Annotated in this window: 19 protein-coding genes; 7 read left to right on the plus strand and 12 right to left on the minus strand. The window is 71.7% G+C overall.

The genetic code is table 11. From position 1 onward, the window contains the following. Nucleotides 1–67 precede the first annotated feature (67 nt). Nucleotides 68–631: a SigE family RNA polymerase sigma factor gene (locus ACQP2F_RS33680; protein ID WP_433294653.1), complete on the plus strand. Its 564-nt coding sequence runs from the start codon at nucleotides 68–70 to the stop codon at nucleotides 629–631. Further along, complete coding sequence (locus ACQP2F_RS33685; protein ID WP_433294655.1) at nucleotides 628–1776, plus strand: hypothetical protein; 1149 nt, start codon at nucleotides 628–630, stop codon at nucleotides 1774–1776. Before ACQP2F_RS33680 ends, ACQP2F_RS33685 begins: the two co-directional genes overlap by 4 nt. Before the next feature lie 91 nt (nucleotides 1777–1867). Here the strand turns inward: ACQP2F_RS33685 and ACQP2F_RS33690 are convergent, their stop codons facing one another. Continuing rightward, nucleotides 1868–2122, minus strand: a complete 255-nt coding sequence (locus ACQP2F_RS33690) for a hypothetical protein (protein ID WP_433294657.1) — start codon at nucleotides 2120–2122, stop codon at nucleotides 1868–1870. 314 nt (nucleotides 2123–2436) lie between these two features. Here ACQP2F_RS33690 and ACQP2F_RS33695 point away from each other — a divergent pair, with 314 nt between their 5' ends. Further along, complete coding sequence (locus tag ACQP2F_RS33695; protein WP_433294659.1) at nucleotides 2437–3021, plus strand: DUF3455 domain-containing protein; 585 nt, start codon at nucleotides 2437–2439, stop codon at nucleotides 3019–3021. 50 nt (nucleotides 3022–3071) lie between these two features. On the opposite strand, the gene ileS is transcribed toward ACQP2F_RS33695, so the two are convergent. The 4 genes from ileS to ACQP2F_RS33715 form a co-directional block, all read right to left on the minus strand. Further along, nucleotides 3072–6158, minus strand: a complete 3087-nt coding sequence (gene ileS / locus ACQP2F_RS33700) for an isoleucine--tRNA ligase (protein ID WP_433294661.1) — start codon at nucleotides 6156–6158, stop codon at nucleotides 3072–3074. 74 nt (nucleotides 6159–6232) lie between these two features. Next, entirely contained in the window at nucleotides 6233–7219 is a 987-nt protein-coding gene (locus ACQP2F_RS33705; protein ID WP_433294663.1) for a neprosin family prolyl endopeptidase, read from the minus strand. A 151-nt stretch (nucleotides 7220–7370) separates the two neighbouring features. Next, nucleotides 7371–10685: a TIM-barrel domain-containing protein gene (locus ACQP2F_RS33710; protein ID WP_433294665.1), complete on the minus strand. Its 3315-nt coding sequence runs from the start codon at nucleotides 10683–10685 to the stop codon at nucleotides 7371–7373. Nucleotides 10686–10799: 114 nt separating this feature from the next. Further along, a complete protein-coding gene (locus tag ACQP2F_RS33715; RefSeq protein ID WP_433294667.1) occupies nucleotides 10800–12308 on the minus strand; it encodes a cellulase family glycosylhydrolase in 1509 nt (502 codons plus the stop codon). An 88-nt stretch (nucleotides 12309–12396) separates the two neighbouring features. Between ACQP2F_RS33715 and ACQP2F_RS33720 the strand changes: the two genes are divergently transcribed. The 3 genes from ACQP2F_RS33720 (at nucleotide 12397) to ACQP2F_RS33730 (ending at nucleotide 16055) form a co-directional block, all read left to right on the plus strand. Continuing rightward, nucleotides 12397–13170: an alpha/beta fold hydrolase gene (locus tag ACQP2F_RS33720; protein WP_433294669.1), complete on the plus strand. Its 774-nt coding sequence runs from the start codon at nucleotides 12397–12399 to the stop codon at nucleotides 13168–13170. Nucleotides 13171–13222: 52 nt separating this feature from the next. Next, on the plus strand, nucleotides 13223–14782 hold the full coding sequence (locus ACQP2F_RS33725) for a M20/M25/M40 family metallo-hydrolase (RefSeq protein WP_433294671.1): 1560 nt from the start codon (nucleotides 13223–13225) through the stop codon (nucleotides 14780–14782). A gap of 64 nt (nucleotides 14783–14846) precedes the next feature. Continuing rightward, on the plus strand, nucleotides 14847–16055 hold the full coding sequence (locus tag ACQP2F_RS33730) for a helix-turn-helix domain-containing protein (protein WP_433294673.1): 1209 nt from the start codon (nucleotides 14847–14849) through the stop codon (nucleotides 16053–16055). Here ACQP2F_RS33730 and ACQP2F_RS33735 read toward each other — a convergent pair. The 4 genes from ACQP2F_RS33735 to ACQP2F_RS33750 form a co-directional block, all read right to left on the minus strand. Beyond that, complete coding sequence (locus ACQP2F_RS33735) at nucleotides 16052–16552, minus strand: hypothetical protein (RefSeq protein WP_433294675.1); 501 nt, start codon at nucleotides 16550–16552, stop codon at nucleotides 16052–16054. The genes ACQP2F_RS33730 and ACQP2F_RS33735 overlap by 4 nt on opposite strands. Before the next feature lie 18 nt (nucleotides 16553–16570). After that, on the minus strand, nucleotides 16571–17398 hold the full coding sequence (locus ACQP2F_RS33740) for an SAM-dependent methyltransferase (protein WP_433294677.1): 828 nt from the start codon (nucleotides 17396–17398) through the stop codon (nucleotides 16571–16573). Nucleotides 17399–17515: 117 nt separating this feature from the next. Continuing rightward, nucleotides 17516–18760: a glycoside hydrolase family 6 protein gene (locus ACQP2F_RS33745; RefSeq protein ID WP_433294679.1), complete on the minus strand. Its 1245-nt coding sequence runs from the start codon at nucleotides 18758–18760 to the stop codon at nucleotides 17516–17518. 75 nt (nucleotides 18761–18835) lie between these two features. Then, complete coding sequence (locus ACQP2F_RS33750; protein WP_433294681.1) at nucleotides 18836–19597, minus strand: DeoR/GlpR family DNA-binding transcription regulator; 762 nt, start codon at nucleotides 19595–19597, stop codon at nucleotides 18836–18838. A 58-nt stretch (nucleotides 19598–19655) separates the two neighbouring features. Here ACQP2F_RS33750 and ACQP2F_RS33755 point away from each other — a divergent pair, with 58 nt between their 5' ends. After that, a complete protein-coding gene (locus tag ACQP2F_RS33755; protein ID WP_433294683.1) occupies nucleotides 19656–20351 on the plus strand; it encodes an NUDIX domain-containing protein in 696 nt (231 codons plus the stop codon). Here ACQP2F_RS33755 and ACQP2F_RS33760 read toward each other — a convergent pair. Genes ACQP2F_RS33760 through ACQP2F_RS33770 form a run of 3 tightly spaced genes read right to left on the minus strand, consistent with a single transcriptional unit; the run spans nucleotide 20305 to nucleotide 22905 of the window. Further along, nucleotides 20305–21093, minus strand: coding sequence for an ABC transporter permease (locus ACQP2F_RS33760; protein WP_433294685.1), 789 nt, complete (start codon nucleotides 21091–21093; stop codon nucleotides 20305–20307). The two genes, ACQP2F_RS33755 and ACQP2F_RS33760, sit on opposite strands and share 47 nt — an antisense overlap. Nucleotide 21094: 1 nt before the next feature. Next, nucleotides 21095–21904, minus strand: coding sequence for an ABC transporter permease (locus ACQP2F_RS33765; RefSeq protein WP_433294687.1), 810 nt, complete (start codon nucleotides 21902–21904; stop codon nucleotides 21095–21097). Then, nucleotides 21901–22905, minus strand: a complete 1005-nt coding sequence (locus tag ACQP2F_RS33770; protein WP_433294689.1) for an ABC transporter ATP-binding protein — start codon at nucleotides 22903–22905, stop codon at nucleotides 21901–21903. The genes ACQP2F_RS33765 and ACQP2F_RS33770 overlap by 4 nt, the downstream gene beginning before the upstream one ends. Between the last annotated feature and the right edge of the window lie 36 nt (nucleotides 22906–22941).

Raw genomic sequence — 22941 nt, forward strand, 5'->3', positions numbered from 1 at the left:
GCCGGGCCGGAATGCGTCTTGGAGGGCACAACAGCGAGCCAGCCGAGACCGAACGGGGACACCGCGCGTGGGGTACGCCGATGAGGAGTTCGACTTATTCGTCCGGGCGCGGACGCATGCCCTGCTGCGCTCGGCCTACCTGCTGACCGGCGACCAGCAGCTCGCCGAGGACCTGGTCCAGTCGGCGCTGACCAGGACACACCAGTCGTGGAAACGGCTGCACGACACCGGCAACGCCGAGTCGTACGCCCGGCGCACCATGTACCACCTGCAGGTCTCGTGGTGGCGGCGGCCGCGGGTGGCCGAGTCGATGCCCGGCCAGATGCCCGACCGGGCCACCGGCGACGACCACGCCCGGGCGGTGAGCCTGCGGCTGGCCCTGCGCGCGGCCCTGCTCCGGCTGACGCCCAGGCAGCGCGCCGTCCTGGTCCTGCGGTTCTTCGAGGACCGTACGGAACCCGAGATCGCCGACGTGCTCGGGGTGAGCGTCGGCACCGTGAAGAGCCAGACCTCGAAGGCGCTTGCCCGCCTGCGCGCCATCGCCCCCGAGCTCGCCGACATCGAGCCCGCCGCCACAGCCGCCGGCGCCGAGCCCGGCAACCTCGACAGCCGGAAAGGAGCCCTGTCGTGAACCCGCCCACCGACCCCGCCCGCACCGGCCCGCGCGTGGCCTTGCACGACTACATGGACCAGCTGGCCGGCGAGGTGAGCAACGTGGATCTGCGCGACCGCGTGCACGCCGCCTCCCGCCGGGCGACCGTGCGCCGCCGCGTCGCCGTCGGCGCCGCCGCGGCCCTGGCCGTGATCGCGGTGGCCTCCGGCATCGCGGTGGCCGGCCTCCCGTCGGCCCAGCGCGACCGGGGCACACCGGTCGTCGGCACGACCACGCCGCCGGCGCCGACGAGGCCGATCACGACCGAGACGCCCGCCGGCTGGAGCGAGCTGCCGCCGACGCTCTACTACCAGGTCCGGCACGACCAGGGTGACACCTCCCGCTACGACCTGTGGTGGTCGGACTTCCAGACCAGCGAGCAGCAGTTCCGGCCGCCGGGCAAGGCGTGCGGCATGTTTCTCTCCCCCGACATGACCACCGTCGCCTGGGTGGCCGTCGACGACACCCCGGGCGCGACCGGCGACCTCTGGATCTCCGGCCTCGACGGCAACGCCCCACGGCGACTGGCGTACGACGTGACCTGCACCGGCATGAGCTATCCGCGCTGGTTCGACGACACCGACCTCGTCTTCTGGAAGGAGCTGGGCGGCCGGGCCACGGTCGTCGAGACGCGCACCGGCAAGACCGCCGACGCCGGTTTCCCCGCCGACGTGACCGACCTGGTCTTCTCCCCCAACGCCCGGTACGCCGCCTACGGCCAGGACGGCAAGGTCGTCGTGTGCCGGGCCGACGGCACGGTGATCCGCCGCTTCGCCCACGGCGACGAGACACCGACCGGCGGCTTCACCCTGCAGGGCATCTCCGACGACGCCCGCACGGTGGTGCTCGGCATGAACCCCAGCGACCCCGGCCACGTGCGCAGCGGGTTCCGGCTGGTCGACACCATCAGCGGCCGGAACCTCGAGCTGCCGAAGATTCTCAAGGTCACCAACCCGCTGTCGACCGAGATCTACCCGGCGCCCGGCAACCAGCTCCTCGTGCGGGTCGACCTGGGCTCCCACAAGCGGGTCTTCCTGCTCGGCGAGGACGGCACGGTGATCGACAGCCACGGCGAGCTCGAGTCGCTGAAGGACGCCCAGCTGCTGCCCCCGACGTCGTCGTAGCGCGCCGCCGCCGGGTAGTCCTTGGCCGCGGCCAGCTGATGCGCAGGCGGCGGCGGTTCGAGCCCGCGGCCGTGTTAACGCGGCCGCCGGCTCATTCGCCCAGCCAGCGGCCGGACTGGTCGCGCCATCCCTTGGCCAGGCGGTTGCCCGGGAACGGGCCCACCTTGCGCCGCGGCGGCAGGGTCGACTCCAGCTCCACCATGTAGAGGTCCGACCCCATGTTCTCGCGGTGCTCGACGGCGGCCACGCGCCCGTAGTGCTGGAAGTTCAGGATGTACGGATCCCGGTCGTACGGCGGCAGGACCGTCACGAGGTCGCCGATGCGGTACGAATCGGCGTGGGGCATCGTCACCTCCCTGGGACGGCGGTTCCGGGACGACACCACCGCCCTCACCTACGAAAGGTAGGTGAACAGATCGTTACAGGGAAGTCACCGACCGGCGGGAAAATCCATTTCCGCCACGCCTTACCGGAACCGGCGGCCCCGCGCCATGCCTCAGCGCGAAAAATCATCCTTCGGACCGTCCACATGGTACGAACGGACAGTAATCAAGTTGATCTAAATCGATGTGCGTCGTCACCCCGTGTGTGTTGTCGGTGGGCGAGGGGCCCACCATCCACAGCAGGGGGGCAACATTGTTCAGCACGACTCGCTCGCGCGTGCGCGCACTGTCCGTGGCCGGCATGGCGGCCGTCGTCGCCGGTATCGGGGCAGTGACCTTCAACGCCTCGGCCGCCGAGGTCGCGGCGCCCGCCGCCGTCGGCCCGGACGCACGAGCCGTCTCCATCCCGAGCATCCCGGAGATCATCAAGCCGCCGGCGGGCTCCCGCCCGATCGGCGCCTACGTCGTCACGAGCGGCACCCAGAACTACACGTGCGTAGTCCCGACCGGCGCGACCGCCGGCGCCTACACCGGTAAGTCCACTCCCGAGGCGCAGCTGGTCGGCACCGGCGGCCGCCTGCACCACTTCGCCGGCCCGAGCTGGCAGTCGCTGCGCGACAACTCGCTGGTCACCGCCACCGCGAGCAAGTCGTCGCCCAAGGACGGCACGATCCCCGAGCTGCTGCTGCAGGTGCTCACCCACAGCGGCAAGGGCGTGCTCTCCAAGGCCGACTGGATCAACCGGCTCTACACCTCCGGCGGCGTCGCCCCGACCGACCCGTGCACGAGCGGCCAGAGCGTGAGCGTGCCTTACAAGGCCGTCTACGTCTTCTGGGACGACCCGGCCATCCCGGCCGCCTAGCCATCGGATCGCCCGGGCGCTCGAACTTCCCGGCGCCCGGGCTTCCCGGCTTAAGCTTTTCGGAGCCAGAACCGCAGGTCGTCGTCGGTGAAGACGCGGTCGTCCGGGCCCGGCTCGCCGGCGGCGAAAGCGGTCGCCAGCACCTCGTCGGCGACCAGGGCGGCGTGCTCGCTCAGCGCGAGCGCGGTGTCCTGGTCGTCGGTCGCGTAGGCCAGCGCGATCCGGTCCGAGACCTCCAGGCCGCTGGCCTTGCGCGCCTCCTGGATCTGCCGGATCGCCTCCCGGGCCCGGCCGGCCCGCCGCAACTCCGGCGTCAGCTCCAGGTCGAGGGCGAGCGTGTAGCCCGCCTCGGAGGCCACCGCCCATCCGGCCCGCGGCGTCTCGGTGATGATCACCTCGTCGGGGGCGAGCGTGACGGTCTCGCCGTCGAGCGTGACCGACGCCGCGCCCGACTCGCGCAGCGCGCTCGACAGCGACGCGGCGTCGGCGGCCGCGATCGCACGCGCGACCTCCTGCACCCGCTTGCCGAAGCGCTTGCCCAGCGTCCGGAAGTTGGCCTTGGCCGTGGTGTCGACGAGCGACCCCGCCAGCGGGGCGATCTCGCCAACGTTGAGCTCGGCCGCGATCTCCGCGAGCAGGTCCGGCGGCAGGTCGGCGACCGACGCCAGCGCCCGCGACAGCGGCTGCCGCACCTTCAGGCCCGACTCGGCCCGCGCGGCCCGGCCCAGCTCGACCAGCCGCCGGGTGACGGCCATCCGCGCGGAGAGGGCGGCGTCGCGCCGGGACGCGTCCGGCTCCGGGAACGACGCCAGGTGCACCGACTGCGGTGCGGCCGGGTCGACCGGGACGACCAGGTCCTGCCAGACCCGCTCGGCGATGAACGGGGTCAGCGGCGCCATCAGCAGCGTCACCGTGCGCAGCGCCTCGTGCAGGGTGGCGAGCGCGGCCGGGTCGCCGCGCCAGAACCGCCGCCGGCTGCGCCGTACGTACCAGTTGGAGAGGTCGTCGACGAAGCCCGCGAGCAGCCGCCCGGCCTCCTGGGTGTCGAAGCCGGCCAGCGCGGCGTCGACCTTGCCGACCAGGTCGCTGAGCTCGGACAGCACCCACCGGTCGAGCACCGGCCGGTCGGCCGGCGCCGGGTCCGACGCCGACGGCGCCCAGCCCGCGGTGCGACCGTAGAGAGCCTGGAACGCCACCGTGTTCCAGTACGTCAGCAGGACCTTGCGGACGACCTCCTGCAGGGCGTTGTGCCCGACCCGGCGCGCGGACCACGGCGAGCCGACCGCGGCCATGAACCAGCGGACCGCGTCGGCGCCGTGGGTGTCCATCAGCGGGATCGGCTCGAGGATGTTGCCGAGGTGCTTGGACATCTTGCGGCCGTCCTCGGCCAGGATGTGCCCGAGGCAGACGACGGTCTCGTAGGACGAGCGGTCGAAGACCAGCGTGCTGACCGCCATCAGCGTGTAGAACCAGCCGCGGGTCTGGTCGATCGCCTCCGAGATGAACTGCGCCGGGAAGCGCTTCTCGAACAGGTCCTTGTTCTTGTACGGGTAGCCGAACTGCGCGAACGGCATCGAGCCCGAGTCGTACCAGGCGTCGATGACCTCCTCGACCCGGGCCGCCGGCGAGCCGCAGGACGGGCAGTCGAACCCGACCTCGTCGATGAACGGCCGGTGCGGGTCCAGCCCCGACAGGTCGCGGTCGGCGAGGTCGCTCAGCTCGGCCAGCGACCCGACGCACGTCAGGTGGCCCGACTCGCAGCGCCAGATCGGCAGCGGCGTGCCCCAGTACCGGTTGCGCGACAACGCCCAGTCGACGTTGTTGACCAGCCAGTCCCCGTAGCGGCCGTGCTTGACGGTCTCGGGGTGCCAGGTCGTCTTCTCGTTCTCCCGCAGCAGATCATCCCGTACGGCCGTGGTGCGCACGTACCAGGACGGCTGCGCGTAGTAGATCAGCGCGGTGTGGCAGCGCCAGCAGTGCGGGTACTGGTGCTCGTAGGCGTCGTGGCGGAACAGCAGCCCGGTGCGCTCCAGCTCGGCCACGAGCGGCTCGTTGGCCGTACGGAAGAAGAGACCGCCGACCAGCGGAAGCTCCGGCTCGAACGTCCCGTCCCGCCGCACCGGATTGACCATCGGCAGCCCGTAGGCGCGGCAGCTGGCCAGGTCGTCGGCGCCGAACGCGGGCGACTGGTGCACCAGGCCAGTGCCGCTGTCGGTGGTGACGTAGCCGGCCAGGATCACGTAGTGCGCGCCGGGCACCTCGACCAGGTCGAACGGCGGCCGGTAGGCCCAGCGCTCCATCTGGCGGCCGGTGAACGACTCCCCCGTCTCGGCGAATCCGTCCGGCATGAGAGAGGAAGCGACCACGATCTGCTCGGTGCCGTCGGTCGCGACCACATAGGTGACGTCGGGATTGACGGCCACCGCCGTGTTCGAGACCAGGGTCCACGGCGTCGTCGTCCACACCAGCAGCGACGCCCGGCCGGCCAGCGGACCCGAGGTCAGCGGGAACCGGACGTAGACGGCCGGGTCGACGTCGGTCTCGTAGCCCTGGGCGAGCTCGTGGTCGGACAGCGTCGTCTGGTCACGCGGGCACCAGGGCGCGACCCGGAAGTCCTCGACCAGCAGGCCCTTGTCGAAGATCTGCTTGAGCGACCACCACACCGACTCGATGTAGTCGGCATCCATCGTCCGGTACGCGTCGGTGAGGTCGACCCAGTAGCCCATCCGCTCGGTGAGCTCGGCGAACGCGTCGGTGTGCCGGGTCACGGAGGCCCGGCAGCGCTCGTTGAAGGCCGCTATCCCGTACGCCTCGATGTCCTTCTTGCCGTTGAAGCCCAGCTCCTTCTCGACCGCGAGCTCCACCGGGAGGCCATGGCAGTCCCAGCCCGCCTTGCGCTCGACGTGGAAGCCCTTCATCGTGCGGTAGCGCGGGAAGACGTCCTTGAAGACGCGGGCCTCGATGTGGTGGGCGCCGGGCATCCCGTTCGCGGTCGGCGGCCCCTCGTAGAACACCCACTCCGGGCGCCCACGGGACTGCTCGAGGCTGCGGTCGAAGATCGCGTTGTCGCGCCAGAAGGCGAGGACTTCGTGATCGACCTTGGGCAGGTCGACCTGGGCGGGCACCGGGCGATACATGATCCACTCTCTGTCGGCTGAATGCGCCCGAATGCTACTCCGCGCCGCGACAGCACGGCCCCCGAATTAACTCGTCAGCAGAACCCGTCGCCGCCGTAGAAGAACGTCCGGGCGCTCGCCGCGTTGACCGAGTACGCGGTGGCGGCCGTCTCCGGGCTCACGAACACGTTCGGCGCCACCGCCGGCCCGTTCACGTAGGCGATGCTGGCGATGAACGCGGGGCGCGGGCTGCCGTTCGCCCCGTCCGAGCCCTTCGACTTGTTGACGCCCATGGTCGAGCACGGCTGCGTGGTGCCGGCCGCGACCTCGCCGAACGCCTGCACGTTGTCGGTCTCGGTGAAGGTCACCGGCGGGTTGGCGTCCTGGCTCCACAGCGTCGACGGGAAGTAGCCGATGAACTCGCCGTTGTACTTGATCCACCAGCCGCCGCCCTTGGGCGAGTTCGCGTCGTACTGGATCCCGAACTGCTTGGCCTGCCCGACCGGGAGCGGGTCGCCGGCCTTGACCTTCGCGTCCGCGTACGCCACCCAGCCGCAGCCGTTGTAGCAGCCCGGCTTGCCGTTGACCCAGCGGTAGACGAACAGGTGCGGCAGGCCGTCGGTGTACATCGAGTTGTCGACGGTCCAGCCGACCTCGACGATCTGCCGGCCGTTGTCGGTGTGCAGGATCGCGGCGAGCTCGGCCAGCGAGTGCGTGTCCGGCTTCTGGACCGTCGGGTTGGAGATCCACATGGTCGCGAACAGGCCGGTGGTCGCCGCGTCGTGGGAGGCGGTGTTGTAGAAGAAGCACGTGTTCGGGCAGTCCTCGGCGGCCGCCGCGGTGAGCGACTTCGCCCTGGTCCGGAGGCTGGACGAGACGCCACCGGCGGCCGGCGGCGCGCCCTTGGCGGCGTACGTGCCGATCGTCGCCTTGTCCTCGGCGGTCGCGGCCGGCGGCGCCGACGCTCCGGGAACCGTCTCCGCCTCGGCCATCAGCGGCCCGGCGAGCAGAGCGGCCGCCGTCGCCGCCGTGGCAGTGGCGGCGAGCAGCGCGAACCGGGCGCCGTGCAGTCGAGTTGCCACTCTTGAGTCCCTCCCGAGGCCGTGATCAATCGAGGAGTCTAAACGCTTTGATCCACGGTGGACACGGTCCGGACGGACCGCCGTCGACTCGGCCGAACGTGCCGGTCGGGCGACGGCGGTGTGGGCGGCGGGGCAACGTCAAGGGCACGGCTCACGGGACGGTGAAGGTGAACGTGTACGGCTTCTCGATCGGCACACTGCCGGCTCCGGTGCTGCTCACGTGCCCGACCGCGCCCCCGTACGAGCCGGGCGGCAGCGCCTCGGTCGGGGTCCAGACCAGGGTGCCGGGCCGCGGCTCGGTGACGGTGCCGGGCACGGTGCCGAACAGGCTGCTGATCTCGACCGCGCCCGCGAACGACCCGTTCGGGTCGCCGGTCGGCTCGACGTCGCGCTGGAACGTGACCGTCACCGACGTGGCCGAGGAGGTCGTCGAGACCACCAGCGGGTCGCGCCAGTACTGCACGGCCAGGTGGTTGTCGGGCACGCCGGGCACACCCCACTGGGTCGAGGTGTCGTCGACCAGCATCTTCTGGGTGATGCCGCCGTCGACCACCACGTCCCGGTTGTTGGTGCCGACGATCGATCCCCAGTCCTCGACCGTCTCCCAGCTGCCGCGGGTGTATTTGTACTGGATGTCGGTGCCGTCGAGCACGGTGATCGTGGCTTCCCAGATGCCGCCCCCGAGGTTGGTCATCGCCTGCTTCTTCGGGTCCCACGGGCCCAGCTGGTCGATGTTGCCGGGCACGTAGAGCGTGGCGTCGGGCGGGGTGCCCGGCGGCGCGAGCACGCGGAAGGTGACCGCGACCGGGCGGATGGGCACGGTGAGGGAGGCCGGCGCGCTGGTCTCGCTTCCGTCGGGGTTGCGGTACGCGACCCGCGCGATCACGTTTGCCGTACGCGGTGACGCGCCGGTGGGCGTCACGTCGTAGGTCACCGTGAACGTCGAGCCGGCCGCCAGGCTGGATTTCGTGGTGCTGGTCCGGGGAGTGATCACCCAGCCGTCCGGCGCCGCCACGGTCGCCGCCAGGTCGCGGATCGCGCCCGGCCCGGCGTTGCGGACGGTCGTCACGAGCCGGCTGGTCGCCCCCGATTGCAGCCCGTCCGGCGCCTCGAACGTGACGTCGACGGCCGGCTGCGGGGCCACGGTCAGCGCGTCGCCGTCGTGGGTCACGGTCACCGACCGGCCGCTCGCGGTGCGCGGCAGCACCACGGTGAGCAGGTGCTTCGCCGGGTCGTAGGCGAACGGCGCCCGGTGCCCGCCGACGGTGACCGTGTGCGGCCGGCTCACCCCGGCGAACGCCACCGTGTAGCCGCGCGTGGCGGGCGCGCCCGGGTAGCTCCCGGCGACCGGACCCACCGTCACCGACTTGGTGCGGCCCTCGACGTAGCGGACCGGGATGCTCGCCGACTGCCCGGTCCGGTACCCGAGACCGTCGCCCGCGTCCTGGTAGACGCGGGTGAAGCCGCTCGCGTGCGGGTAGACGGTGAGGGTCAGCTCGTCCTTGGGCTGTCCGGCCACGTTGGTGCCGCCGGGCGCGGCCGACCGGGCCACGATGCCGCCGGCCCGCACGTAGACCGGCATGTGGTCGGGGGTGGCGCCGACCGTGCGGGTCGCCGGGCCGCGGAAGGTGGCGCCGGTGAAGAAGTCGGTCCAGGTGCCGGGCGGGAACCAGACCGGGACGGTGGTGCTCAGCCCCGGCGTGGTGACGGGCGCGACCAGCAGGTCGTCGCCGAGCAGGTACTGCGTGTCGTGCTGGTACGCCTCGGTCAGCTCGGGCCACTCGAGGTAGAGCGCGCGGGCCATCGGCAGGCCGGTCTCGTAGCTCTGCCGGGCCGCGGTGTAGAGGTAGGGCACCAGCGACTCGCGCAGCCGCAGGAAGTCGGCGGCGGGCTTGTTCACCGCCTCCGAGTACTCCCAGGGCAGCCGGTCGCCGTGGTCGGAGTGCAGCCGCAGGATCGGCTGGAACGCCCCCAGCTGCACCCAGCGCAGGTAGAGGTCGTCGGGCAGGTGCTTGCCGGCGAAGCTGCCGATGTCGTGGCTGACGTAGGACTGGCCGATGCTGCCCTCGGCCGGGGTCATCCTCGCGGCGAAGGCCAGCGTCGCGAAGTCGGGCCGGGTGTCACCGGTGAAGTGGACGCTGCTGCGGTGCTCGGCCCACGGCCCGGACGGGCCGGGCGTGGTGTAGTCGGGGAAGGACGCCCCGATCCGCGACAGCGAGAAGCCGCGCTGCCCACGGGCGTCGCCGTCGCGCTTGTACAGCTCGTTGACCCAGCTGTCGGCGGTCACGCCCGGGGTGCTCACCGTGCTGTCGTCGCAGCAGTAGTCCAGCCACCATTGGCGTACGCCCTGGTCCTCGAAGGGGTCGTGAAGCGCCTCGAACGCCGCCGCCTGGTCGGCGTCGCCCCAGTCGAACCGGTACGGGTTCGGCGCGAAGCTGCTCTTGGCCGGGGCCAGCTTGTCCTTGGCGATGGCCTGGGCGGCGGCGAACCGGGGATCGTCCCCGCTGATCGCCGCGTGCACGTTGAGAGTCGCGTTGATGCCCTGCTGCTTCAGCTCGGCCAGGAACGCCTCGGGATCGGGGAACAGCGCCGGGTTCCAGTTCCACCCGGCCCACTGGTTGGGCGCCTTCCAGTCGGTGTCCATGACCAGGGAGTCGAGCGGGACGTTGTTGGCCTTGAACGCGGGCAGCAGCTGGTTGCGGTAGTCGGCGGTGCTGTACGCCTGATACTTCGAGAACCAGGTGCCGAAGGCCCACTCCGGCGGGAGCAGCGAGGGGCCGGTGAGCGTACGGAGATCGGAAAGTCCCCGCTTGTAGTCGTGGCCGTAGCCGAACAGGTATCCGTCCTGGTAGGCGCCCACGTGCGCGGGCCGCGGGGTCAGCCAGTCGTCGCCGGTGCGCAGCGCGGTGGCCGTGTCGTCCAGCAGGTACCACCCGGAGCGGTTGAGCATGCCGGGGTGCAGGGTGAGCTGGTCGACCGGCCCGGCCTGGCCGGCGTAGTAGTCGAGGCCGCGGTACCACCCGCCGAGGGAGTCGGCGCGGGCCGGCGAGCCGAACTCGGGATGCACGCTGACGCGGCGGCCGCCGACGGTGAGGTCGAGCGTGGTGTTCGCCGCGCTGACCGCGCCGCTGTCCAGCCGATAGTGGAGGGTCACGGCGCCGGTCTCGACCCGCAGCTCGCCGCCGGTCGTCGAGGCCCGGTACCACGTGCGGCCGGGCGTGCGGTCGACGGCGTTGAAGGTCGGACGGTCCTCGAAGGAATCGGACGCGGCGTACTCCAGCCGCAGCAGCGTCGGGCTCAGCACCTGCACGCGCAGGTGCCCGGCCTGGACGGTCTGACCCTGGACGCGGCAGGGCGGCGGCGCGGCCAGCGCGGCGCCCGGCGTGACGACCAGGCCGAACAGAACCGCCAGGAGGGCGGCGACCCGCTTGACCATGACGACCCCCGATCGCAACGTTCCCGTCACACAGTGGAGTCTCCCCCGGGGGCAGAGTCAATAGCGCCGCGTCGATATGGGCCGAACGCCCGGGTCCACGGTAGGGCTGTGCCCGTGGACCCGGACGATCGGGCGATCAGGCGATCAGTTGGAGACGGTCGCCAGCCGGTTCTTCAGGCCGAGGCCGTAGTTGGTGGGCGTGCCGTCGTGGTTGCTGATCAGCGACGGGCCGGTCGAGCAGTCCCAGGTGTTCCAGGTCCAGCCCAGGTAGCCGATGCCGTGCGCGTCGGCCCAGTTCATCAGCCCGTCCACGAAGCCGTGCGCGCAGTCGTTCTCGCCGATCTCGGTGAGCGTGACCGGGACCTGCTGCGCGGTGGTCGCGATCTGGCTGTCCCAGCAGGACGTGTTCGCGCACGAGTTGAAGTTGTAGATGTGCGCGAAGGCGGCCAGGTTGTTCAGTGAGTCGGTGGGCCGGTAGGTCAGCCACTGCGAGAGGTTGTTCGAGTACGCGAGGCCGCCGATCATGATGACGTTGGTGGCGCCGGTCGCGCGTACGGTGTTGACCAGGCTCTGGAACCCGGCCACCTGGTAGGTGATGCCGTTGCAGGTGCCGCCGTCGCGCCAGCACTTCCAGCCGGAGGTCTCGTCGCCGGTGGCCCGCTCCGGGTAGGGCTCGTTGAACAGGTCGAAGATGACCGCGTCGTTGCCCTTGAACGCGTTCGCGACACCGGTCCAGAAGGACGGCGCGTACTGGGCGTCGGGCATCGGCTTCTGGCAGGTCGCCTTGACGTCGCTGCAGCCCGAGCTCGGCCCGGTGTAGAGGCCGTAGTTCCAATGCATCTCCACGATCGGCGTGATGCCGTTCTGGACGAGCAGGTTCACGTACGCCTTGACCTGGTTCTGATAGGCCGTGCCGCCGTAGGCCGCCGGCACGTCCGCGGTGCCGAGCCAGCACTCCTCGTTGAGCGGCACCCGCACCGTCCGGACCTTCCAGGACCGCATCGCGTTGATCGAGGTCTGGTCCATCGGGCCGTCCCAGAAGCCGTTGCCCTGGATGCAGGCGAACTCGCCGCCGGAGCGGTTGACGCCGTAGAGCTTGACGGTGGCGCCGGTGCTCTTGTTGACCAGCTTGTTGCCGGAGACCTTGATCGCCGGGGCGGCGCCGGTCGGCGGCGGCGGGCTGGTGGTGGGCGAGGTGGACGGCGACGTCGGCGGGGTGGTCGGCGGCGTCGTGGTGGTCGTGCCGCCGGTGCAGGTCACGCCGTTGAGGGTGAAGGTGGTGGGCACCGGGTTGCTGCCGCTCCACGAGCCGATGAAGCCGGCCGAGGCGGTCGCGTTGGTGCCGAGCGAGCCGTTCCAGGTCTCGTTGGTGACCGTCACGTGCGCGCCGGACTGGGCGAACTTGCCGCCCCAGCCCTGGGTGACCTTCTGCGCCGCGTTCGGGAAGTCGAAGCCGAGCGACCAGGCGGAGACCGGGTCACCGAGGTTGGTGATCGCGATGTCGCCCTGGAAGCCGCCGGACCAGGAGCCGGTGACCTTGTAGGTGACGGAACAGCCGGTGGTGGCCGCGGACGCCGGGGACAACGTCACGGCCAGCGCCCCGGCGGCCACCGTGACAACGGCGGCGGCCAGGGCCAGCGTACGGACTCTCATGGGGAACCAATCGACAGGGGACGATATGGGAGCGCTCCCAGATTCGGTCAGGACGACATCGTTGTCAAGAGCCGTCTAGGTTTCCCCCATGACTGACTCAGTGTTCGACGGACTGGCCTATGACGTACGGGGTGAGGGCCCCGCCGTGGGTTACTCGCACGGCATCTTCTTCAGCCGCCGGGCCGAGGACGCGGTCGGCCTGCTCGACTGGGAACCGCTGCTGGCCTCGCACCGGCTCGTGCGCTACGACGCGCGCGGCCACGGCTCGTCCTCCGGCGCCCCCGACCCCGCGCTCTACGAGTGGCCACGCCTGGCCGACGACCTGATCGCGCTGGCCGACCACGTCCGCGGCGGCGAGCCGGTCGACTGGATGGGCCAGTCGATGGGCACCGGCACGCTGCTGCACGCCGCGACCCGCTCCCCCGGGCGATTCCGCCGTCTGGTCCTGATGATTCCGCCGACCACCGGCGAGACCCGGGTCGCGGCGAGGCAGATGTATCGCGACGGCGCCGACTTCGTCGAGAGACGGGGCAAGGACGCGTGGCTCAAGGGCATGCGGCAGTTCGCGGTCCCCGAGATCTTCGCCGACGTGCCGAGCTACCGCTACGACGCCGACATCGACGGCGAGGTGCTGCCCTCGGTGCTGCGCGGCGCCGCCGCCACCGACCTGCCCCCGGCCGAGGCGATCGCCGGCCTGCCGCATCCCACGCTGATCCTGGCCTGGGAGTCCGACCCGGTGCATCCGGTGTCCACCTCGGAGTACCTGCTCGAGACGCTGCCCGACGCCCGCCTGCACGTGTCCGCGACCGCGGCCGACGTGCGCACCTGGCCGGCCCGGGCCGCCCGGTTCCTCGATGCCTAACGCGGGACGATATGGGGCCTCTGGGATGGGTGCTTAGACAGACATCGATGCAATGCTCGGCGGACCCACCCGTCCGAGCACACGGAGGAACTTCGTGCGCGCATCACCCCTGATCGCCGCGGCCGCGCTGATCGCCGGCCTGGCCGCCGCCCCCTCCCCCGCAGCGGCATCCGCTCTGGCCGCCGCGCCCGACATCCCGGTCGCGAACGTGAAGGCCCACCTGAGCCAGCTGCAGAGCATCGCGAACGCCAACGGCGGCAACCGCGCCCACGGCCGCGCCGGCTACCTGGCCTCGGTCCAATACGTGAAGGGCCTGCTCGACGCGGCCGGCTTCACCACGACGCAGCAGAGCTTCACCTACAACGGCGCGACCGGGTACAACCTGATCGCCGACTGGCCGGGCGGCAACACCGGCGACACCCTGATGATCGGCGCGCACCTTGACAGCGTCACGGCCGGGCCCGGGATCAACGACAACGGCTCGGGCTCGGCGGCCAACCTCGAGGTCGCCCTGGCCGTGGCCCGGTCCGGCTTCCAGCCCGCGCGGCATCTGCGCTTCGGCTGGTGGGGCGCCGAGGAGCTGGGGCTGCGTGGCTCGACCTACTACGTGAACTCGCTGAGCTCGGCGCAGAAGGCCGCGATCACCGGCTATCTCAACTTCGACATGGTCGCCTCACCCAACCCCGGCTACTTCCTGTACGACGGGGACAACTCGGACGGCACCGGGTCGGGCCCGGGCCCGGCCGGCTCGGCGCAGATCGAGCAGACGCTGGCGGCGTACTTCGCCTCGATCGGGGTGCCGACCCGCGGTACCGACTTCGACGGGCGCAGCGACTACGGGCCGTTCATCGCGGCCGGCATCCCGGCCGGCGGCATCTTCACCGGGGCCGAGGGGCGCAAGACCTCGGCGCAGGTGCAGCTGTGGGGCGGCACGGCGACGGCCTTCGACCCCTGCTACCACAGCGGCTGCGACACGACCTCGAACATCGACGACACCGCCCTCGACCGCAACTCGGACGCGATCGCCTACTCGGTGTGGACGCTGGCGGCGGGCGGTGGCGGTGGCGGTGGCGGTGGCACGACCGTGTGGTCGGACGACCTCGAGACGGCGACCGGCTGGACCGCGGGCACGGCCGACACGGCGACGCTGGGCCGGTTCGAGCGGGGCGATCCGCAGGCGACCAGCTCGGCCGGCGTGACGACCCAGCTCGGCACGGCGGCGGGCGGCACCTACGACCTGGTCACCGGGGCCGCGGCGGGGTCGAGCGCCGGCGCCTACGACGTCGACGGCGGGGTCACGACGATCCTGTCGCCGGCGATCACGCTGCCGTCGGGCACCCTCACGCTGTCGTTCTCCTGGTACCTCGCGCACCTGAGCAACGCGACCAGCGCCGACTACTTCCGCGTGCGGGTCGTCACCGGCTCGGCCTCGACCACCGTCTTCACCCAGGCCGGCGCGGCGACCGACCGGGCGGCGACGTGGGCCACCGCGAACGTCGGGCTCTCGGCGTACGCGGGCCAGACCGTCCGCCTGGAGGTCAGCGCCGCCGACACGGGCACCGCGTCCCTGGTCGAGGCCGCGGTCGACAACCTCAGGATCACCAAGGCCTGACCCCGGCCCGCCGGGTGGTACAAGGCTGTACCACCCGGCGGGAGCGCCCGGTTAGGTTCGCATCATGACGCCACGACCGTCCACGGACCCGGCCGTCGGGGAGCGGATCCGGGCCCGTCGCCTGCTGCGCGGCTGGAGCATGCGGTACGCCGCGAGCCGGGCCGGTGTCTCGCATGCCACCTGGAGCCGGATCGAACGGGGGATCCAGGCGGCCGACAACCGGTTCACCCTGGCCGACATCGCGGCCGCGCTCGAGTGTTCCCCCGCCGACCTCGCCGAGGGCGCGACGCCGGCCACCGACCGGGCCGCGGCGGCGGCGCTGGCGGGGGTGCGCGGGATTCGCCGCGCGCTGGTCGACATCGACCTCGCCGAGCCGGGGACCCGCCCGGCGCCGCCGGCCGGGCAGCTGTCGCGCACGCTCGCGCTGGTCGACACGCTGCGGCAGGCGTGCGACTACGCGGGCGCCGCCCGGCTGCTGCCCGATCTGCTGCGCGACCTGCACACCGAGACCGCCGGGCCGGACCGGCGGGCGGCGCTGCGAATGCTCTGCGACGCGACCTTCATCGCCTCCTCGGTGCTGCGCAACCTCGGCCATCCGGCGGACGCGTGGCTGGGCGCCGAGCGCTGCCGGGACGCGGCCGAGGCGTCCGGCGATCCGGTGCTGCGGGGGTACGCGGCCTACGCGATGGCCAACGCCGCCAACGCGTGCGGCTCCTTCCAGCGGGGCCTCACGCTGGCCGAGCGGGCGGCCGACGAGCTCGCGCGGCACGCACACCGGCCGGGCGGCACCGAGACGCTGGGCGCGTTGCAGCTGATCTGCGCGTACGCGAGCCAGGGCCGCAAACGCCCGGACGACAGCCGCGCCTGGCTGTCCGAGGCCGACGCGCTGGCCCGCGGCACCGGCGAGACCACGGCGATGGGCATGTACTTCGGCCCGACCAACGTGGCGATCTGGCGCATCAGCATCGAGGTCGACGAAGGCGACCCGGGCCGGGCCGCCGAGATCGCCCGCCGCACCAACCCGGCCGCGCTGACGGTCGGCTTCCGCCAGGTCTTCTACTACGCCGACACGGCCCGCGCGCTGGCCCTGCTGCCCGGCCACGACCGCCAGGCGATCCGCTTCCTGCTGACCGCCGAACGCCGGGCGCCTCAGCACGTGCACACCTCGGGCGACGTCCGGCGTACCGCCCGCACCCTGCTCGAGCGCTCCCACCGGCGCACCGCCGGAACCGAGCTGCGCGCCCTGTGCGAACGCATGCGCATCGCCGGTTAGTTCTGCGCCCGATCCGGCCCCGCCCGATACCACGGCGCGTTCATCCGGCCGGTGATCCACGAGCGGAGATAGTCGCGCTGCCCGCGGGTCTCCCGGTAGCCGACCACCGTGCTCACCAGCGCCACCACCACCCCGAACAGTCCCAGGGCGGCCGCACCCGACGCGGCCCACCGGCCGGACGCCGCGGTCACCGCCAGCACCGTGCCCGTGCCCAGCGCCGCGACCGAGGCGCCGAGCAGGCAGCAGGTCAACGCCCTGAGCTTCGGATCCCACCCCAGGACCCCGGCGAATCGGCACCCCGTACCGGCCGCCACCAGCCGGCCGCGCAGGACCGGCCGCCACGCGCTGCGGGTGTTCAGCCTCGCGGCCGTCCGGCGGACGACGTCGCCGCCCGCGGACGCCGCGTCGCCGGAGACCCAGCGACGCGCCACCTCGATCGGCATCGACGAGGACAGCGCGATGCGCTCGCCCCGCCAGGCGGCGGCCAGGTCCGTCATCCACGCGCACATGCCGGGTCAGGACTTGCGTGCGACCCCGCCGTACACCGAGACCTGGGCGTCGGACGGCGCCGGGTCGGTGGGCTCGCCGAGGTCGGGCCGCCACTGCGGCAGGACCTGCACGCCCGGGTCCACCAGGTCGAGCCCGGTGAAGAAGCGCTCGATCTCCGGCTTCGAGCGGACCCGCATGGTCACGCCCTGCCGGCGGTAGATCTCCGCCACCTGCGCCCACGCCTCCGGGCGGAAGTCGCCGGTCAGATGCGACAGCGCCAGGTAGCTGCCGGGCGGCAGGGCGGCCAGCAGCCGCTCGACGATGGTCCACGGCTCGTTCTCGTCGCCGACGAAGTGCAGTATCGCGATCAGCAGCAGGCCGACCGGGCGGTTCAGGTCGAGGGTCTCGGCGAGTGCGTCCGAGCCGAGGATCGAGTCGACGTCGCGCAGGTCGGCGTCGATGTAGTTGGTGCGGCCCTCGGGGTGGCTGGTCAGCAGCGCACGGGCGTGGGCCAGCACGATCGGGTCGTTGTCGACGTAGACGATCCGGGACCGCGGGTTGACGCCCTGGGCCACGTGGTGCACGTTCGGCGCGCTCGGGATGCCGGTGCCGATGTCGAGGAACTGGTCGATGCCCTGCTCGGTGAGGAACCGTACCGCCCGGCGCAGGAAGAGCCGGTTCTCCCGCGGCGGGATCCGGCTGTCGGGGTTGGCCTGCAGGCCCTTGTCGGCCGCCTCGCGGTCGGCGGCGAAGTTGTCCTTGCCGCCGAGCAGGTAGTCGTAGACGCGCGCCGGATGCGGCCGGTCGGTGTGCAGGTCGACCCGGTTCCCGAGATCGATCTCGCCCTCACCCATGTGCGTCCTCCCCCTCGCCGCCGGCGCGGACCGGCCATGGCCGGATCTTAAAGTTCGTCCACCGTGGAGTCCAGGCCGGTGCGCCACCCGCTGCTACGGGTGGCGCACCGGCATCGATCAGCGCAGCGGCGGGTTCGCGAACTGCACGAGCTCGATCGCCTGCTGCGGGAACCACGCGCCGGCGGCCGGGTCGGCGGTGTTGCCGCGGGCCGGGTCCAGGCCGGTGCCGGTGCCGCGGTCGCACTGGCCGTCGGACTGGCCGGGCGTCTTGACCCACAGGAAGGCGTCGGCCAGCGCGTCGCCGGTCCGGGTGGTCGGGCGCAGGCCCAGGCCGCGGTCCGGCGGGTTGCACCAGGTCTGCGGGTCGGGCCAGGTGACGCCGGCCGGCGCCGCCCACGGGCCCTGGCCGTTGCGGCTGGTGTCCACGACGAAGTGCGCGAGCCGGCGCGGTGACACGTTGCCGACATTGGCGTCGTACCAGGCGTCGCTCAGGCCCCAGGTGCTGAAGTCACCGGGGCTGGCCGGGTAGTACTGGCTGGCGCACCGCTCGAAGTGGCCACGGTTGTCGGCCGACCCCTCGGTGCCGTAGTAGATGCACTTGGAGATCCAGTTGCCGAACTTCAGCTGCCGCTCGGTGGTCTCGTAGTTCGACACGTTGAGGAAGAACCCGTCGGCCTTGGCCACGCCCGCCTTCACCAGGCGGTCGGCGATGTCGCCCGTACCGAGCCAGGCGCTGTGCGTGCCGTCGAGGTAGACGCTGGTGTGCGGCAGCCGGGTCAGCCGGTCCACCGCGTAGTTGAGCATCGCGAACCGGTCGGAGGCGGCGGTGGCGGGGTCGGCCTCGGCCGGCTGGCACCACTCCTTGTCGCCGTTGATCGTGGTGTACCAGGGAATGATCCCGAGCCCGTCCGGCTCGACCATGACGGCGGCCTTGGAGCCGCCGATGCCGGCGGCGAAGGCGTCGATCCACGCCTTGTACTCGGCGACCGAGGTGGCGCCGCCCGCGGAGTACTGCGAGCAGTCGCGGAACGGGATGTTGTACGCGACGAACACCGGCGTCGCGCGCTGGGCTGCCGCCCGCCGGGTCTCCTTCTTGATCGACTTTGTGAGCGAGCGGCCGGAGCCGCCGGTGACCCAGACCGCCTGCGGCGTGGTGACCATGGTGGCGATCTGGTGGGCCAGCCGCCACTGCCCGGCGTGCGCGAGCTGGGCGATCTGCTGGACGGCGCCGGGATCGGGCCGCGGGGTGTAGAAGCGCGTGCCGTCCGGGATGGACGCGTGCGCGGGTGCGGGGCTGACGGCCACGGTCACCGCGACTGCGGCGGCCGCGGCGGCGAGCCGTACGGGAAACGACAAGGACACGGTGGACTCCTGATCGTGGAGAACGGTGGGAGCGTTCCCATCCTTGATCGAGCCTCGGTGCCGCGCAACCGCAAGTCAATCGGACGGACGGACCACCGATACGCCGGCGTCGATGAGTCGCAGCAGCTCGGCATCGCCGGCGTCCACGTCGGTGACCAGGCCGGCGACCTCGCTCAGCGGCAGCACGGCGAACGGCGAGGCGGCGCCGATCTTCTCCGAGCTGGCCAGCACGTAGGTTTCCGCCGCCCGGGACGCGAGCGTGCGCTTCATGGCCGCCTCGTCCGGGTCGCCGGTGGTCAGGCCGGCCCGGTGATGGACGCCGGTGACGCCGAGCAGGAACAGATCGGCGCTGACCGCGGCGGCGGCCGCGGCGGCCGCGGCGCCGGACGCGACCCCGGAGTGCTTGAACAGGCGCCCGCCGAGGATGAACACGTCGACCGTCGGATGGTCGATCAGGGCGGCGGCGACGACCGGGCTGTGGGTGACGATCGTGGCCGGCAGGTCCGGCGGCAGCGCGGCGGTGACCGCCAGCGCGGTCGTGCCGCCGTCGATGAGGACCGTGCTGCCGGGCCGGATGAGGGTGGCCGCGACCGCGGCGACCCGGCGCTTGCTCCCGGTGGCGACCGAGGCGCGGGTGGCGAGGTCGGCCGCGGCCGGGGCGGCGGGGAGCGCTCCGCCGTAGACGCGCTGACAGAGCCCGGCCGAGGCCAGCTCACGCAGGTCGCGGCGGATGTTGTCCTCGGCCACGCCGAGCTCGGTGGCGATGTCCTTGGCGACCACCTTGCCGTCGGTCCGCAGCCGGGCCAGCAGGAAGTCACGCCGCTCGGCGGGCAGCATGCGTACTCCTCCTTGTTGTTGTCGACTTTTACGTGTTTTGCAGTGTACGGTCGCGGGCATGACGACACCAGGGATCGACGTGCCCGATGCGCGGGGCCGGATCGGGCTCGACCGGACCGGGCGCGATCTGACCGGTAATCCGGACGTCGTGGTCCGCGACGTCGAGCTGATCGCCGCCGCCTGGCACGTGCTGCGGCGCACGACGTTCGACTACCGGCACGCCGACGGCCGCTGGACCACCGAGCAGCGCGAGACCTACGACCGCGGCGACGGCGCGACCGTCCTGCTCTACGACCCGGATCGGCGGACGGTGTTGCTGACCAGGCAGTTCCGCTTTCCCGTGTACGTCAACGGCCACCCCGACGGCATGCTGATCGAGACCGCCGCCGGGCTGCTGGACGACGACGCCCCGGCCGACGCGATCCGCCGGGAGGCGACCGAGGAGCTCGGCGTCGAGGTCGGTGAGCTCGAGCACGTCTTCGACGTCTGGATGAGCCCCGGGTCGGTGACCGAGCGCCTGCACTTCTACGCGGCGCCCTACACCCCGGCGAGCCGCACCGGCGCGGGCGGCGGCGTGGCCGACGAGGGCGAGGACATCGAGGCGGTCGAGCTGCCGTTCGACGAGGCCCTGGCCGGCACGGTCGACGGACGCATCGCCGACGCGAAGACCATCATGCTGGTGCAGTGGGCCGCCCTGCACGGACCGTTCAGTTGCCGGCGCTCTCGTAACGGCGCAGACCTCGCCGGAAGATGAGGGCGGCGGCGCCGGCGCAGTACGCCGCCACCAACGGGGTCAGCAGGCCCAGCCACTTCGATCCGCCACTGTCCAGGACGTACGCGATCGGGAAGAAGCTGATGAAGGCGAACGGCAACGCGAAGCCCAGCACCGCCTTCAGCGCGAACGGGTAGATCGACAGCGGGAACCGGGCGAGATCGCCCACCTGGTGCAGCGCGAAGGCGAACAGCGGCGACGGGCTGGCCAGCCAGAACGACGCCGCGTTGGTGGCCAGGTTGATCGACACCTTGATCACCACGGCGCTGATCAGCAGCAGCACGCCGGCCGTCACCCGCCACGGCGACCACACCACGTCGGAGTGGGCCAGCCCGGCGCCGATCATGAGGCCGCCGACCAGGATGTTGCTCAACCCGTTGATGCCGACGTTCGTGCTGCTCGACTGCAGCGCCACCGGGTAGGGCCGGACCAGGAAATAGTCCAGGTCGCCCCGGTTGATCTGCCAGGCCAGACTCCACATGCCGTCGAAGAACAGCGAGCCGACGCCCTCGGCCAGCGCGACCGCGCCGAACATCATCACCACCGACCAGAACGTCCAGCCGTTGATCTCGGGGACCTTCGCGAACAGAGCCGCCAGGAAGACGATGTTGACAACCTGCATGAGCACGGTGGCGGTGGCCAGGATCAGGAAGTCGGCCTCGTACTCGAGAAGGGACCGGAAGTGGGCGCCCAGCAGACGCAGGTAGAGCCTCGCCGTACGCACGTCATCCTCCGTTGATCGTCAGTCGCCGCACGGCCACCCGCCAGATCAGGCGCGCGCCGAACCAGAGAGCCAGCACCCAGCCGAGCTGCACCGCGACCAGCACCAGCCCCTGCGGCACGTCGACCCGGCCCAGGAAGATCAGCGCGGGGGTCGAGGTGAGCCCGGCGAACGGCGACCACTGCGCCGCCGTCGCCAGCCAGCCCGGCAGGTAGACCAGCGGGATCATCGCGCCGGAGAACAGGTTCACCACCGCGATGCGCGCCCACTGCACCCCCATGTAGTTCTGCGTCCAGAAACAGGCGAGCGTGCTGACATAGACGATCAAGAACTTCAGCGGTACGAGCAGCAGCATGCTCAGGGCGAAGAGGGCGAGCGCCGATCCGGCCGGCACGTCGACCCCGCCGACGATCGACATGGTGACGCCCGCGACGACGGCGATGAGCAGCACCTCGATCCACAGACCGCCGAGCGCCTCGGCGAACCGGGCCCTCTGGTAGTCGATCGGCTTGGCCAGGTCGAGCGCCACGTCCCCGTCCAGGATCCGGAACGCCATCCGGAAGTCGCCCAGCACCGAGATCACCGTGCCGGCCGCGAACGCCACCAGCAGGTAGGCCCGCATCTGCGGCCAGGTGAAGCCGTTCACCGACGGCGACTCGGCCAGCACCACCCGCCAGACCGCGAGCAGCGCGACGAGCTGCATGAGCACGGCGCCCATGCCGAGCAGCAGGTTGAACCGGTAGGTCAGCACCGCCCGGGCGGTGGCCCGGGCCAGCGCGCGGTAGGCCCTCAGCGGTCGCACCAGCTCACTCATCGGTCGAGCACCAGCTCACCGGAGTAGACCCGGCGGATCACGTCCTCGATGCTCGGCTCGTCGACCCGGAAGTCGACCAGCTCGGTCAGCCCGGCCATCGCCGTGACGGCCTGCCCCGCGGTCATCGCGAACCGGTCGAAGCGCACCGCGTACCGGTTGTCACCCTCGTCGACGGTGACCTCGGCGCCCGGCAGCGACGCGCGCAGCCGCTCGAGCGGCGCCGGCCCGGTCGTCTCCACGTGCAGGATCCGCTCGCGGGCGAACGTGTCCTTCACCGCCTCGAGGTCGCCGTCGAAGATGATCCGGCCCGCGTCGATGATCACCAGCCGGCGGCAGAAGCCCTCGATGTCGGCCAGGTCGTGGCTGGTCAACATGACGGTGGTGCCCTCGTCGCGTACCGCCCGGAAGAACTCGCGCACCCGGTCCTTCACCGCCAGGTCGAGCCCGATGGTCGGCTCGTCGAGGTAGACGACCTGCGGCGCGTGCAGCAGCGCGGCCGCCAGGTCGGCCCGCATCCGCTGCCCGAGCGACAGCTTGCGGCCGATCACCGGCAGGATCTCCCCCAGCTCGAGCACGTCGTCGAAGCGGGCGAGCCGCTTGCGGTACGTGCCATGGTCGATGCCGTAGATGTCGCGCAGCACCGCCAGCGACTCCGCCACCGGCAGGTCCCACCACAGCTGCGTGCGCTGCCCGAAGAGGACGCCGATCTTGTGCGCCACCGCGGTCCGGTCGCGTTGCGGCTGCAGCCCGTCGATGCGAACCTCACCCTCGGTCGGCACGAGGATGCCGCTGAGCAGCTTGACCGTCGTCGACTTGCCGGCGCCGTTGGGCCCGACGTACGCCACCGCCTCGCCGGCCTCGATGGACAGATCGACGTGATCGACCGCGACCTTGTCGGTGTACCGGCGGGCGAACAGGTGCTTGACCGCGCCGCCCAGGCCGGGCCCCTTGTCGGGGCGGCGGAACACCTTGGTCAGAGATCGCGCTTCGACGATCGGCATTGTGAAGCTTCCCCCGTCCGGATGCCGACTTAGACC

This window comes from Actinoplanes sp. CA-030573, from assembly GCF_050951115.1.
Taxonomy (GTDB): Bacteria; Actinomycetota; Actinomycetes; order Mycobacteriales; family Micromonosporaceae; genus Actinoplanes.